13 protein-coding genes are annotated in these 14,086 nt (G+C 26.9%); 6 read left to right on the forward strand and 7 right to left on the reverse strand.

The features are described from left to right. Positions 1–12 precede the first annotated feature (12 nt). Complete coding sequence (glyQ, locus tag D9V69_RS00665; protein WP_158356423.1) at positions 13–912, reverse strand: glycine--tRNA ligase subunit alpha; 900 nt, start codon at positions 910–912, stop codon at positions 13–15. A 173-nt stretch (positions 913–1,085) separates the two neighbouring features. Here glyQ and folE point away from each other — a divergent pair, with 173 nt between their 5' ends. The 3 genes from folE to rplY all read left to right on the forward strand — a co-directional run bounded on the left by folE (position 1,086) and on the right by rplY (position 3,046). Beyond that, positions 1,086–1,751, forward strand: coding sequence for a GTP cyclohydrolase I FolE (gene folE, locus D9V69_RS00670; protein ID WP_158356424.1), 666 nt, complete (start codon positions 1,086–1,088; stop codon positions 1,749–1,751). 129 nt (positions 1,752–1,880) lie between these two features. Then, on the forward strand, positions 1,881–2,723 hold the full coding sequence (nfo, locus tag D9V69_RS00675) for a deoxyribonuclease IV (RefSeq protein ID WP_158356425.1): 843 nt from the start codon (positions 1,881–1,883) through the stop codon (positions 2,721–2,723). Positions 2,724–2,749: 26 nt separating this feature from the next. Beyond that, the gene (gene rplY, locus D9V69_RS00680) at positions 2,750–3,046 is read left to right on the forward strand and encodes a 50S ribosomal protein L25 (RefSeq protein ID WP_158356426.1); all 297 of its coding nucleotides are present in this window, start codon (positions 2,750–2,752) and stop codon (positions 3,044–3,046) included. A 22-nt stretch (positions 3,047–3,068) separates the two neighbouring features. On the opposite strand, the gene D9V69_RS00685 is transcribed toward rplY, so the two are convergent. Next, positions 3,069–3,836, reverse strand: coding sequence for a DedA family protein (locus D9V69_RS00685; RefSeq protein WP_158356427.1), 768 nt, complete (start codon positions 3,834–3,836; stop codon positions 3,069–3,071). A gap of 184 nt (positions 3,837–4,020) precedes the next feature. Here D9V69_RS00685 and D9V69_RS00690 point away from each other — a divergent pair, with 184 nt between their 5' ends. The 3 genes from D9V69_RS00690 to D9V69_RS00700 all read left to right on the forward strand — a co-directional run bounded on the left by D9V69_RS00690 (position 4,021) and on the right by D9V69_RS00700 (position 7,134). Continuing rightward, positions 4,021–5,322 (forward strand): peptidylprolyl isomerase, encoded by a 1,302-nt coding sequence (locus tag D9V69_RS00690; RefSeq protein ID WP_261979653.1) that lies wholly within the window; start codon positions 4,021–4,023, stop codon positions 5,320–5,322. 98 nt (positions 5,323–5,420) lie between these two features. Further along, entirely contained in the window at positions 5,421–6,248 is an 828-nt protein-coding gene (gene rsmA, locus D9V69_RS00695) for a 16S rRNA (adenine(1518)-N(6)/adenine(1519)-N(6))-dimethyltransferase RsmA (protein WP_261979635.1), read from the forward strand. 67 nt (positions 6,249–6,315) lie between these two features. Continuing rightward, complete coding sequence (locus D9V69_RS00700; protein ID WP_158356429.1) at positions 6,316–7,134, forward strand: symmetrical bis(5'-nucleosyl)-tetraphosphatase; 819 nt, start codon at positions 6,316–6,318, stop codon at positions 7,132–7,134. 7 nt (positions 7,135–7,141) lie between these two features. On the opposite strand, the gene folA is transcribed toward D9V69_RS00700, so the two are convergent. The 5 genes from folA to ispH form a co-directional block, all read right to left on the reverse strand. After that, positions 7,142–7,624 carry a type 3 dihydrofolate reductase gene (gene folA / locus D9V69_RS00705; protein WP_158356430.1) on the reverse strand — a complete coding sequence of 161 codons (483 nt, stop codon included), beginning with the start codon at positions 7,622–7,624 and terminating at the stop codon, positions 7,142–7,144. Positions 7,625–7,687: 63 nt separating this feature from the next. Beyond that, positions 7,688–10,933, reverse strand: coding sequence for a carbamoyl-phosphate synthase large subunit (carB, locus tag D9V69_RS00710; protein WP_158356431.1), 3,246 nt, complete (start codon positions 10,931–10,933; stop codon positions 7,688–7,690). Between the two features lie 16 nt (positions 10,934–10,949). Continuing rightward, a complete protein-coding gene (gene carA / locus D9V69_RS00715; RefSeq protein ID WP_158356432.1) occupies positions 10,950–12,110 on the reverse strand; it encodes a glutamine-hydrolyzing carbamoyl-phosphate synthase small subunit in 1,161 nt (386 codons plus the stop codon). 121 nt (positions 12,111–12,231) lie between these two features. Beyond that, positions 12,232–13,044: a 4-hydroxy-tetrahydrodipicolinate reductase gene (gene dapB / locus D9V69_RS00720; protein ID WP_158356433.1), complete on the reverse strand. Its 813-nt coding sequence runs from the start codon at positions 13,042–13,044 to the stop codon at positions 12,232–12,234. Between the two features lie 16 nt (positions 13,045–13,060). Then, on the reverse strand, positions 13,061–14,005 hold the full coding sequence (ispH, locus tag D9V69_RS00725; protein WP_158356434.1) for a 4-hydroxy-3-methylbut-2-enyl diphosphate reductase: 945 nt from the start codon (positions 14,003–14,005) through the stop codon (positions 13,061–13,063). Between the last annotated feature and the right edge of the window lie 81 nt (positions 14,006–14,086).

Here is a 14,086-nt window from a genome sequence, read left to right on the forward strand (position 1 = left end):
CCTCTTTTTTTTTTATATACAAAAAGTAAAATTAAGTTTATCTTTTTTGCTTAAATATATTTTTGCAATATTTGCAGTTAATTTTCTGATGCGTAAAATATAGTGTTGACGCTCATTAGAAGATATAGCTTTTCTTGCATCTAAAATATTAAAAATATGATTGGCTTGCAATGTTTTTTCATATGAAATTAATAATAATGGCTCTTTTAAATTCATCATATTATTTGCTTCTAATTCATATGCATTAAATAAATTAAATAAAAAATTTATATTTGCATATTGAAAATTATATTTTGATTGTTCTACTTCGTTTTTTTTAAACATATCACCGTAAGTAATAATTTTGTTTTTATTGCGTTGCCAAATTAAATCATATACGTTAGATTTATTTTGCATATGCATAGCTATTCTTTCTAAACCGTATGTTATTTCTACACTAACAGGATTGCATTCTAATCCACCTACTTGTTGAAAATAAGTAAATTGAGTAATTTCCATGCCATTTAACCAAATTTCCCATCCTACACCCCATGCGCCTAATGTAGGGTTTTCCCAATTGTCTTCTACAAAGCGTATATCGTTGATTTTTTCATTGATATTCAGTAAATTAAGTGACTTTAAGTATATGTTTTGAATGTTTTTTGGCGGTGGTTTGATAATCACTTGAAATTGATAGTATTGTTGTAAACGATTTGGGTTTTTTGCATATCTGCCATCTGAAGGACGACGGCAAGATTGCATATAAGCGGCTTTTATAGGTTCTGGACCTATAGTGCCTAAAAATGTAATATTATGAAAAGTTCCAGCGCCTATTGGTATATCTAAAGGTTCAAATATTAAACATCCTTGTTGGATCCAGAATTGTTTTAATGTATTAATTAAATCATAAAAAGTATTTTTATATTTTTTCATTTTATATCCATAAAGAACATTAAGATATATTTTATATTTTTTATAATTATATGCAATAATAAGCTAACATATTTTAAGTTCAAATGAATTATTACATAAACATTTTTTTATATCTTTTAAAATATCAAAAATAAAATATAAACACATACTTAAATAATAAAAAGCAAAAAATAATGAAAAAAATAAGTAAAGTAGCTGAACTAGTTTATAATGCGTTATTAGAAAAAAATTTAGAAAATCCAATTTTAAAAGGATACAATGATATAAGTGAAAAAGAAAGAGAATTATTAATAGCTAAACATATATATAAAATTATGAATTGTTTAAATTTAGATATGTATAATGATAGTTTAGCACAAACACCAAATCGTGTTGCAAAAATGTATCTTAATGAAATTTTTTCTGGACTAAATTATGAAAATTTTCCTAAAATTACTTTTATTAATAATAAAATTAAAAGTAGAGAAATGATTATTATTAAAAATATATTATTAATTAGCACGTGCGAACATCATTTTTTAACTATGCATGGAACAGCGACGATTGCATATATTCCTCAAGATAAAATAATAGGATTATCTAAAATCAATAGAATTGCGCGATTTTATTGCAATAGACCTCAAATTCAAGAACGTTTAACAAAACAAATATTATTTGTTTTAAAATTATTGCTAGAGACCAACAATATTGCAATTATTGTCAAAATGGAACATTTTTGTATTAAAGCACGCGGTGTATCTGATGCCAATAGTCGTACGATTACTTCTTCTTTAAAAGGTTTGTTTAAGTTAGATGCAACCGTTCGTAATGATTTTTTTTCTCATGAGAATTTTTCTTAAAAAAATGATAAATATATGGAATTTATTTTTTATTGATTAAAATGCATTTTGTCAGTATTATAATATTTTTAGTATATAGTTTTCTTGTATAAACAATCCCACCAACAAGTTAAGGAAACAAAGAAAACAATGAAATATATTGGCGCACATGTGAGTTCTTCTGGAGGTTTAGAGAAAGCAGTTTTGCGTGCTGTTGAAATTGAAGCTACAGCATTCTCTTTTTTTACTAGAAATCAGCGTCAATGGTTTTCTCCGAAATTAACCCAAAAAAAAATAGAAGTATTCAAACAGCATTGTGTGCAATATCACTTTCATCCTTATCAAATTCTGCCTCATAGTAGTTTTTTAATTAATTTAGGTCATCCTGTTGATATTGAATTAGAAAAATCTCGCTTGTCTTTTATTGATGAAGTATTGCGTTGTGAACAACTTGGATTAATATTTCTTAATTTTCATCCTGGAAGTCATTTAAATCAAATTACTGAAGATATTTGTTTAAAAAGAATTGCTGAATCTGTTAATATAGCGTTAGATAAAACTAAACATGTTATTGCCGTAATAGAAAACACAGCGGGTCAAGGCACTAACGTTGGATATTGTTTTCAACATTTATCTAAAATTATTAAAAATGTTAATGATCAATCTAGGATTGGAGTTTGTCTCGATACATGTCATTTGTTTTCTGCAGGATATGACTTGCGTACGGTAAAAGATTGTGAGGACACTTTTAATCATTTTAATGATGTAATAGGATTAAAATATTTAAAAGGAATACATTTGAATGATTCTAAAAAACAATTCAATAGTAGAGTTGATCGTCATCAAAGTTTAGGCATGGGAACAATTGGGACTGCACCGTTTCGATGGATCATGAAAAATAAAAATTTTTATAACATACCAATGATTTTAGAGACAACTAATCCAACAATATGGAAAGAAGAGATTTCTTGGTTAAGATCTCAAAATATATAATGAATGTTTAACAAAAAGGTTAAATTATGTTAATATTGAATGCAGAAAAAAGAATTTTAAAAGGAAAAAGTTTTAGTAGAAAACTACGTCTGAAAAATCGATTACCAGGTGTTTTGTATGGATTAAAAAAAAATGTTATTTTGATAACATTAGATCATAATGTAATCTTTAATTGGCAAAAAAAACTTAATGTTCAAAAAGAAGACATATTTTTGATAATTGACAGTAAGAAATATAGGGTAAAAGTTCAAGATATTCAAAAACATGTTTTTAAACCCAAATTATTACACATTGATTTTTTACGTATTATTCATAATCATTAATCTTTTTTAAAAAAAATGATAATCAAAATCCACTTAATAATATAGAGAAAAATATTCTTCTAAAAATTGACATAGAAGGATGAAATTGTATAGAAATTAAACTGATAATACTTAAAATAACAGTATAAAGTGCCAACCAACCAGTTCTAGTTTTTGTAAGAAATTTAGCTTCATGGTTTTTTTTTCTCATGTTCCACCATTTTGATACTGACCACATACCTAACCATATTAGTATTGAAATACTTAATAAATACCATTTAAAAAAATCGTTTGTTGAATTTTCAGGTATATTTATCGTTATTCCCGTGACTATACCAGGAAAAAAATAGACTGGAGGCCATAAGATACATCCAATCGTACTAGGAAAAATAAATTTTTTTAAAGGAAGTTTTAACATTCCTGAAACCATTGGTATAAATGGTCTAGTTGGACCAATAAAACGTCCTACGAAAACAGTAATTGTACTATGTTTATGCAGTACCGCTTTTGTTTTCTCAAGTAAAGATTGATGTTTTTTGATAAAATTAAATTTATATAACCAACTTTTGCAATAAAATCCAATATAATATGAAATCCAATCTCCTAATAAACATCCAATTGTTCCCGATATCCAAGCAGGATAGAATAGTATACTTCCATCGCCGATTAAAGTCCCTAATGTAGTCATTAAAATAATTCCAGGGACTAATAATCCTACTAATGCAAGAGATTCTAAAAAAGCCACTATTCCTATTAAAAAAAGTGAATAGTACAAAGATTGACTAAATAATGTTATTAACCACAGTTCCATATACTCTCTTTTTCAAAATTTTTTTATATTATAAAATTTTTAATGTATATTTTATACTTTATATTTTTTTAACACAACCTTAAGAAAAATTTTTTTTAAAACTATTAGAAATTCTTTTAAAAAATTAAAATAAAATGTTATTTTATTATATACATAATCAAACAATGTTGATTTTTGGTACATTATATATAATCAAAAAAGAAAAATGATGATAAAATCCTGGATTTTTATAATTATATGTTATTTTAGTAGTATTTTTGATGTGTTTGCTCAAGATTTAAAAATCGATGATATTAAAGCTATTATAAATGATGAAATTATATTAAATAGTGATGTTGATAATGTTTTTATGATGATGAAAAAAAATAATCAAACATTTATGATTCCATTTAGAACAAACGTATTAAAAGAAAAAATACTTGATAATTTAATAGTAGAAACTTTGATATTACAACAAGCGAATAGAATGAATATCGTAATTACCAAAAAACAAATAGACGATGTCATGCAAAATATAGCTTTACAGCAAAATATCAGTATCAAAGAATTAAAGAAAAATCTAATGATTAATGGTTATCATAATTATATAAATTATCTTAATAATATTGAAAAATTATTAAAAATCAAGATAGTAGAAAATTATGAGCTGCATAAACGCGTTCATGTTTCAGATCAAGAAATCAATTTTTTGTTTAAAAAAATCATAAATAAAAATGAAAAATTAAAAAGAATAAATTTAAGTTATATTTTTTTACCCTTTTCAAAAAATCGGTTACATATTATCAATAACAAAAAAATGTTATTAGAAAAAATCATCAATAACTTAAAACAAGGTGTGAGGATTGAAGAATCTTATCCTGAATATAAAAAAAACAACAAAATTGCATTTGTTAAAAAAAATTTTTGGATACGTTTTATAGACTTACAAAAAAATTTTTCTCAACCTTTAAACATTGTTAAATTAAATCAAATTTTAGACCCTATTTTAGGAAAAGATGGTTTTTATATTTTTAAAATCAATGATATCGTCAATAATAAAGAAAACATTCGTACCGATTTTTATGTACAACATTGTTTGATTAAGCCTTCTTTGATTTTAAGTGATTTAGAAGTAAAAGATATAATTTTTAGTATATATAATAATATTCAATCCGGTGTGTATAGTTTCGATTATGCTGTTAAAAATTTTTCTCATGATGTCAACTCATCAAATCGTCAAGGTAATTTGGGATGGGTTTCAAAAAACTTTTTTAAAAATTACGAAAATATCGAATTATTAAAAAAAAATAAGATCAGTAAGCCTATTCAATCAAATATTGGCTGGCATATAATTAAATTATTAAAAATACGTCAAGTCGACGAATATTATTCTGTTACAAAGAGAAAAGCATATAATCTTATTTTAAAACAAAAAATTTTTTTAGAAAAACAACGTTGGATAGAAGATCTTAAAAAGTTTTCTTATATCAAGATTATTGGATTTTAGTCCGTGTTGATATTTTCATTGACAATGTTTTCTTATGGACAATATCTAGCATTTTGTAGTTATATTAACAATTTTTGAAGTTATACTAATATGGAATCATGAAACATATCATAATGATTATTAAAAATATTTCTAAACATTATCCCAGAAAAAAATATGGTCAACATTTTCTTGTTAATGACACGATAATAGACGCAATCATAAAAAAAATTAATCCAAATAAAAAAGAAACATTAGTCGAAATAGGACCTGGATTAGGTGCACTAACAAAGCCAATTAGTATTTTAGTTGAAAAATTGACTGTCATTGAAATTGATTGTAAAATATTAAATTTTTTAAAAAATAATTCTTATTATTCAAAATTAGTAGTTTTTTGTGATGATGTATTAAGATTTAATTTTCTTGATTTATTTAATGAGAGCAATCAATTACTGAGAATTTTTGGAAACTTGCCATATAATATATCTACAGTTTTAATTTTGTTTTTATTTAAGCAGATTGCAATTATTCAAGATATGCATTTTATGTTGCAAAAAGAAGTAGCCGAAAGATTAGTTGCTAATCCTGGTAATAAAGCATATGGTCGTCTTAGCATAATAGCTCAATATTATTGCAATAATAAAATATTATTAAATGTTAATGCTGAAAATTTTTGGCCTATTCCTAAAGTCGATTCTGTATTTGTGAATTTAATTCCTCATATACATGCCCCATATTTTGTTTATGATATAAATGTTCTTAGTAACATTACAAAAATTGCTTTTCAAAATAGAAGAAAAATTGTACGTCATAGTTTAAAGTCATTATTTTCTGAAAAAAATTTAATACAATTGTCAATTGATCCAAAATGTCGAGCTGAAAATATATCTGTTTTACAATATTGTCAATTGTCTAATTTTTTATACCAAAAATTAAAAAAAAATTGAAACTGACTATTTTAATCATTTTTTCATAATTGTAAATTAATTTTTTTTAAGAGAGAGGGTTTATATTGTGAGTACTTATTTTATGAGTGATATTCATGGTTGTTATAAAGAATTCATAAGACTATTAGAAAAAGCAGAATTTAATTGTAAAAAAGATTATTTATGGATTGCAGGAGATTTAGTGTCTAGAGGTATAGATTCTTTAAAAGTGTTAAGATATCTTTACAATTTAAAAAATAGAGTAAAAATAGTACTAGGTAACCACGATTTAAATTTAATTTCAGTATATAGTGGTATTAAAAAAAATAACAAAAATAACCATTTTGATAAATTTCTTGCTGCTTCTGATAGTCATAAATTAATAAGGTGGTTGCGATCACAAAAAATTTTAAAAATTGATAAAAAGCGAAAAATTGTTATGACACATGCTGGTATTAGTCCACATTGGAATCTTAATATTGCGCAAAAATATGCAATAGATATCGAAAGATTTTTATCGAGTGATAACTTTGATTTATTTTTAGAATCTATGTATGATAATAAAGTAACTATGTGGCACTCAGATCTTAATGGATTAGATAGGCTGCGATATAGCATGAATGTTTTTACAAGAATGCGATCTTGTTATCCAGATGGTCGATTAAACTTATTTTATAAACAGTCTCCAAAGATGTTAAAACCTCCTTTAAAACCTTGGTTTTTTATGAAGCATAATTTTCCTCAAGATTATTATATTTTTTTTGGTCATTGGTCTACATTAAGAGGAACTGCTGTGCCCCAACCGTTTTTTTCATTAGACTCTGGTTGTTGTTGGGGGGGGGAATTAATGATGTTTCGATGGGAAGATAAAAAAATTTTTTCTCAAAAATTTTTTTCTCAAGAGTAATAAGTTGTTATCTTGATAAAATTTCAAAATAATAATTATAAGAATTGGTTTTGCTCTGCAATATTTTTGTTTTAAATAATTGTTTCCAATGTGAAAATATTTTATACCTAGGAAAGTAAGCATCACCAACAAAATCAGCATCTATATGTGTTAAGTATAATTTATTTGCATAAAATAACATTTTTTTGTATATTTGAGCACCTCCAATGACCATAATTTCTTCTGTATTTTTTGAAGCAATTATTGCATTAGATATTGAATCCACACAAATTATTCCGGGCGTGTCAATATTTTTTTTACTGATAACTATGTTATTTCTCATAGATAAGGGTTTACCAATTGATTGCCAGGTTAAACGTCCCATAATTACATCTTTGTTGATCGTGTTTTTTTTAAACCATTTTAAATCTTCTGGAATATTCCAAGGTATTTTATTGTTTTTTCCAATTACTAAATTTCTAGAAAGAGCTGCAATTAAACTAATATTTATTTTAATAATTTACTCCATGATTGTGATTATAAATATGTTTTGCAACATATTTATAAAAGACTATTATGTGATTTGATTTGAAATTATATGTATTTTTTTATGTGTTTTTTGAAGTGATGTAAAGTTTTTAATTGGATTTTCATCTAAAGCCATAACAGTTGCATAAGCACCATTTAAAGTTGTATCATAATGAACTTTATATTGTATAGCACTGGTGCAGATCATTTGGAAGTCTTGTATTCCTTGATTAGAAGAAGTAGTATTTATAATATAAGAGTATTCTCCATTTTTTAAAAAATCTTGTATATTTGGACGTCCTTCATGTACTTTATTCACTAATCTAGATACAATGCCAAATTTTTTTAAAGCGATAAATGTTCCTTTAGTAGCATCTATTTTAAAACCAAGATTAGTTAATTTAATTGCTAAATTAATTAAGTTTATTTTATCATTATTTCTAACTGACAGCAAAACACGACCAATTTTTTTTATATTCGTATTAGCACCAAGCATGGCTTTGGAAAATGCTTCTGAAAAATTTTTTCCAATACCCATAACTTCTCCTGTTGAACGCATTTCTGGTCCTAATTTTGGATTAATTCCATGGAATTTGTCAAATGGCAGAATAGCTTCTTTTACTGAAAAGTATGGTGGAATAACTTCTTTAGTAAAACCTTGTTCTAAAAGTGTTTTTCCATACATGACTCGTACAGAAATTTTTGCTAATGGCAGACCAGTAGCTTTTGAAACAAAAGGTACCGTTCTTGCAGCTCTTGGATTTACTTCAATAATATAAATATTATTGTTTTTAATTGCAAATTGTACATTCATTAATCCTCTTACGGATAATTCAAAAGCTAGTTTTGAAACTTGTTGTTTTATTTCTTTTTGAATATCTTTTGTTAAAGTGTATGCTGGTAACGAACACGCAGAATCTCCAGAATGTATTCCTGCTTGTTCAATATGTTCCATTACACCTCCTATTAACACTTTTTTCCCATCGCAGATAGCATCAACATCTACTTCTTTAGCATGATCTAAATATTGATCTAATAAAATTGGATTTGTGTTTTTGTCTGATACAAATAATTTAAAATAATTTTTTAAATCATCTTGTTCATAAACAATTTCCATAGCTCTACCACCTAGTACATATGATGGTCGCACCATAATTGGATAACCAATCTTTTTGGCTTTTTTGCATGCTTCAGATATAGTTAAAGCTGTAGCATTTAAAGGTTGTTGCAATTTTAATTTAGAAACGGTTTTTTGAAAACGATATCGATCTTCTGCATTATCAATAGCATCAGAGCTAGTTCCAATAATCGGCACGCCTGCTTTTTGAAAATCTTGAGATAACTTTAATGGTGTTTGACCTCCATATTGAATGATAACACCTTTAGGTTGTTCTATTCTAACTATTTCTAAAACATTTTCTAATGTAATCGGTTCAAAGTAAAGTCTGTCTGAAATATCATAATCAGTAGATACCGTTTCTGGATTGCAATTAATCATAATTGCTTCGAAACCATCTTCTCGTAATGCTTGCGCTGCGTGTACACAACAATAGTCAAATTCTATACCCTGTCCTATTCTGTTCGGACCACCTCCGAGTATAATGATCTTGTTTTTTTCTTTTGTTGGATTCGATTCACATTCGTCTTCCCATGTAGAATACATATATGCTGTTTCAGTAGAAAATTCTGCTGAGCATGTATCAATTCTTTTATATACAGGATGTAATTTTAATTTATAACGTAGTGTTCTTATTTCGCTTTCTTTTGTATTTGTTAAGATTGCAATACGTTGGTCAGAAAAACCTTTACGTTTAATAAAATAAAAAAAATCATATTCTTGTAATCCTGCCAAACCTTTTTTTGTAATTTTTTGTTCTAATAAAATAATTTCTTGAATTTGGATAAGAAACCATGGATCAATAGAAGTCAAGTCAAAAACTTCTTTTACAGACATGTTAGCTCGAAAAGCATCACCTATATACCAAATTCTTTCAGCTCCAGCATCTTTTAATTCATGTCGAATTTTGATTAAGTGATCTGAAGAATGAGAAGAGATTTTAGAATCAAATCCAGTCTTGCCCGTTTCTAAACCGCGAATGGCTTTTTGTATAGATTCTTGAAACGTTCTCCCTATAGCCATGACTTCACCTACTGACTTCATTTGAGTTGTCAGTCGATCATTACAACCAGGAAATTTTTCAAAATTAAATCTAGGAATTTTAGTAACGATATAATCTATTGATGGTTCAAAAGATGCGGTAGTATTCATGCCTGTAATATCGTTTGCTAATTCGTCTAATGTATATCCCACAGCTAATTTTGCAGCAATTTTAGCAATAGGAAATCCTGTTGCTTTAGATGCTAATGCGGAGGATCTAGAAACTCTAGGATTCATTTCAATAACGATCATGCGACCATTTTTTGGATTTATAGCAAATTGCACATTGGAACCGCCAGTTTCTACACCAATTTCTCTCAAAATGGCCATAGAAGCGTTTCTCATAATTTGATATTCTTTATCGGTTAAGGTTTGAGCAGGAGCTATAGTGATAGAATCACCTGTATGAATACCCATTGGATCTAAATTTTCAATTGAACAAACAATAATACAATTATCATTTTTGTCCCGGACCACTTCCATTTCATATTCTTTCCAACCGATTAATGATTCATCTATTAATAATTCCGTATTAGGAGATAATTTCAGACCTCTTTGACAAATTTCTTTAAATTCTTCATTATTATAAGCAATTCCACCGCCACTACCACCCATAGTAAATGAAGGACGAATAATACATGGAAAACCTACTTTATGTAAAACTGCGAAAGCTGTCTTCATATTTTTAGCAATGCCACATTTTGCAGTTTCTAACTGCAATTTTTTCATGGATTGTTCAAATAGTTTTCGATTTTCAGCTTTTTGAATTGCATTAACTGTAGCACCAATAATTCTAACATGAAATTTTTTTAAAATACCTCTTTTATCTAATTCCAAAACGCAATTAAGTGCTGTTTGTCCTCCCATTGTTGGTAATAATGCATCAGGTTTTTCTTTTTTAATAATATTTTCTACTACTGTCCAATGAACAGATTCAATATATGTTGCATCAGCCATGCATGGATCTGTCATAATGGTCGCAGGATTAGAATTAATTAAAATAATTCTATATCCTTCTTCTTTTAATGCTTTACAGGCTTGCGCACCCGAATAATCAAATTCGCATGCTTGTCCAATGACTATTGGACCTGCTCCAAGAATTAAAATTGATTTTATGTCAGTATATTTAGGCATTTTTTTTCCTAATGGATTACTGATTATTAGTTTTTTTAATAGTAATTAAATTGATAAAATGATCAAACAAAAAAGCAGCGTCATGAGGTCCAGGACTTGATTCTGGATGTCCTTGAAAACTAAAAGAAAACTTATTCTTTAAAGCAAGTCCTTGCAATGTTTTATCAAAAAGAGAAATATGTGTTATGATTATATTTTTAGGAATGTTTTTTAGATCAACAGTAAAACCATGATTTTGAGATGTAATAATCACACGATTTGTGTTTATTTCTTTAACTGGATGATTTGCTCCGTGATGTCCAAATTTCATTTTAATTATTTTAGCGCCACTAGCTAAAGCAAGTAACTGGTGTCCGAGACATATGCCAAACATTGGAATATTAAGATTTAAAAAATGTTGAATTGCATTAATAGCATAAATACAAGGTCTTGGATCGCCTGGACCATTAGATAAAAAAATACCATCTGGAGCTAAATTTAAAACTGTATTTACATCAGTATTAGCTGGTACAACAGTTAAATAACATCCTCTATCTACCAGCATACGTAATATGTTTTTTTTAACTCCAAAATCATATACAACAATATGAAATAAATTTTTTTTATTTATTGTAGAACAAAATTTCTGTTTATTATAAAACAAACTGCCTTCATTCCAATGATAAATACGTTTAGTAGAAACTTTTTTCGCTAAATCTAGTCCTTGTAAACTTATACAATCTTGCGCTTTTTGATGTGCTATTAAATAATTTTCTTCTTTATCTTCTATAATACAACCATTTTGCGAGCCTTTCATACGCAAAATACGTGTCAATTTTCTAGTATCAATATTAGATATTGCGACAATATTATTTTCTTTTAAATAAGACGAAAAATTTTTTTGATTTCTATAATTACTAGAAATAGGCGATAAATCTCGAATTATGAGTCCTTTTATGTGAATTGTTTTCGATTCTTCATCATGAGTATTAGTACCAACATTGCCGATATGGGGATGAGTTAATGTTACAATTTGATGTGAATAAGAAGGATCAGTGATTATTTCTTGATATCCGGTCATTGATGTATTAAAAACAACTTCACCTACTGTTGTACCTGTAGCTCCAATAGATTTTCCGTAAAATCTAGTTCCATCTTCTAAAACCAGTACTGCTGATTGGTTCAAAACATCCTCCATAAAAAATAATTATTAATATGATTAATATTTATATTTGATATTTTAACTAAAATTAATATTTTTGTCTATTGTCATAATTATACATTATCTTTAATTTGTTAATAGATCATTTATATTATTTTTAATTAAATGATAGTACATCCATCATATCAAATAAACCTGGTTTTTGTTTTTGAAGCCATAAAGCTGATGCTATTGCTCCTTTTGCGAACGATGTTCGATTAGACGCTGTATGTTTTAGTGTAATTTCCTCGCCATGACTAGAAAACATAACAATATGTTTGCCGATAATATCTCCTGTTCGAATGCTAGAAAATCCAATTTTTTCTTTTTCTCTTATTCCAGTTATACCCTTTCTAGAATATATAGAATGTTCGCTTAAATCCCAATTCATAACTTGAGAGATAATTTTACCCATTGTTAATGCTGTACCAGATGGTGCATCAATTTTGTTACGATGATGGTATTCAATAATATCAATATCGGATTGGTGACCTAAAATTTTAGTGGTATTTTTAATTAATTGAAACATTAAGTTAATACCAATGCTAAAATTAGAAGAGAGTACAATACTAATATTTTTAGAATATTTTTTTATAATATCAAGTTGTTGTTTTGAAAAACCAGTTGTTCCGATTACGATATTTTTTTGAAATTGATTACAATATTCTAAATATTTTAATGTAGCATTCGGTTCTGTAAAATCTATAAGAACATCAAAATCATGTTCTTTTATATTTAATTTATTACTTATCGAGATGCCTATTTGATCTATTCCCGTGGCCTTGCCAACATCTTGACCAATAAATGGACTGTTACTTTGTACTAATGCAGCTTTTAAAGATACACTGTTGTTTTTTTTTGTTTCTTGAATAAGCATTTTTCCCATACGACCCATAGGTCCAGTAATAGCAATGCGAAGTTTTTTTTTCATAAAGATTATCCTTTTTTTAAACAATGTTATTAATTAATAATTGCTTAGGTATATTAAAAAAATTTTTTTCTTTTGTTCCATTGATTTCGATAATTCTGCTAAATCCTATTTTTTGCAAATATTGAATGACTTGCTGCACTAAAATTTCAGGTGCTGAAGCGCCTGCTGTAATACCAATACAACTAATATTTTTGATCCATTTTTTTCTTATATCTGAAACTGAATCAATAAGTTTTGTCAAAACACCTAATTCTGTTCCTAATTCTTTCAGACTATTAGAATTAGAAGAATTTTTTGAACCTATTACGAGTATTATTTCACTGGTTTTAGATAAATTATACATTGCTTTTTGACGATTTGTTGTGGCATAACATATATCTTCTTTTTTTGGATGAGAAATCTGTGGAAACGTTTTTTTTAAAACAGAAATAATTTTTTTTGTTTGAGTAATTGATAAAGTAGTTTGTGTAACAAAATGTAGTTTATTAGTATTTTTTATGAGTAATTGTTTAATATCTTTTACAGATTCAATAAGATGTATTTTACCATTTTTATTTTCATATTGCCCTATTATACCCTTAACTTCAGCATGTCCTTTTTTACCAATAAGAATTGTTTCTATTCCTCTTTTACTGCATGCTGAGACTTCTTTATGTACTTTTGTAACTAATGGACAAGTAGCATTTAAAATTATTAGTTTTTTTTGTATTGCTTGTTGTTGAGTTTTTTTTGATACTCCATGTGCAGAGAAAACAATGATTTCGCCATCTGGAATTTGTTCAATATTTTCAACAAAAATTACACCTTTTTTACGCAATTGTTTGATTACATGCTGATTATGTACAAGTTCATGATTTACATAAATTGTTTTTTTGTATATTTTTAGTGCATTTTCTACAATTAAAATCGCTCTTTTTACACCTGCACAAAAACCTCTAGGATTAGCCAACATAATTTTCATTATCTAGATCTCTAACTTAAATACGTTTTATATCAAATTAATATTTTTTGTCATGATGAATTATTTCGTAAAACGATTTTT

The sequence above is a fragment of the Buchnera aphidicola (Hyadaphis tataricae) genome (assembly GCF_005081445.1).
In the GTDB taxonomy this organism is placed as follows: Bacteria; Pseudomonadota; Gammaproteobacteria; order Enterobacterales; family Enterobacteriaceae; genus Buchnera; species Buchnera aphidicola_AE.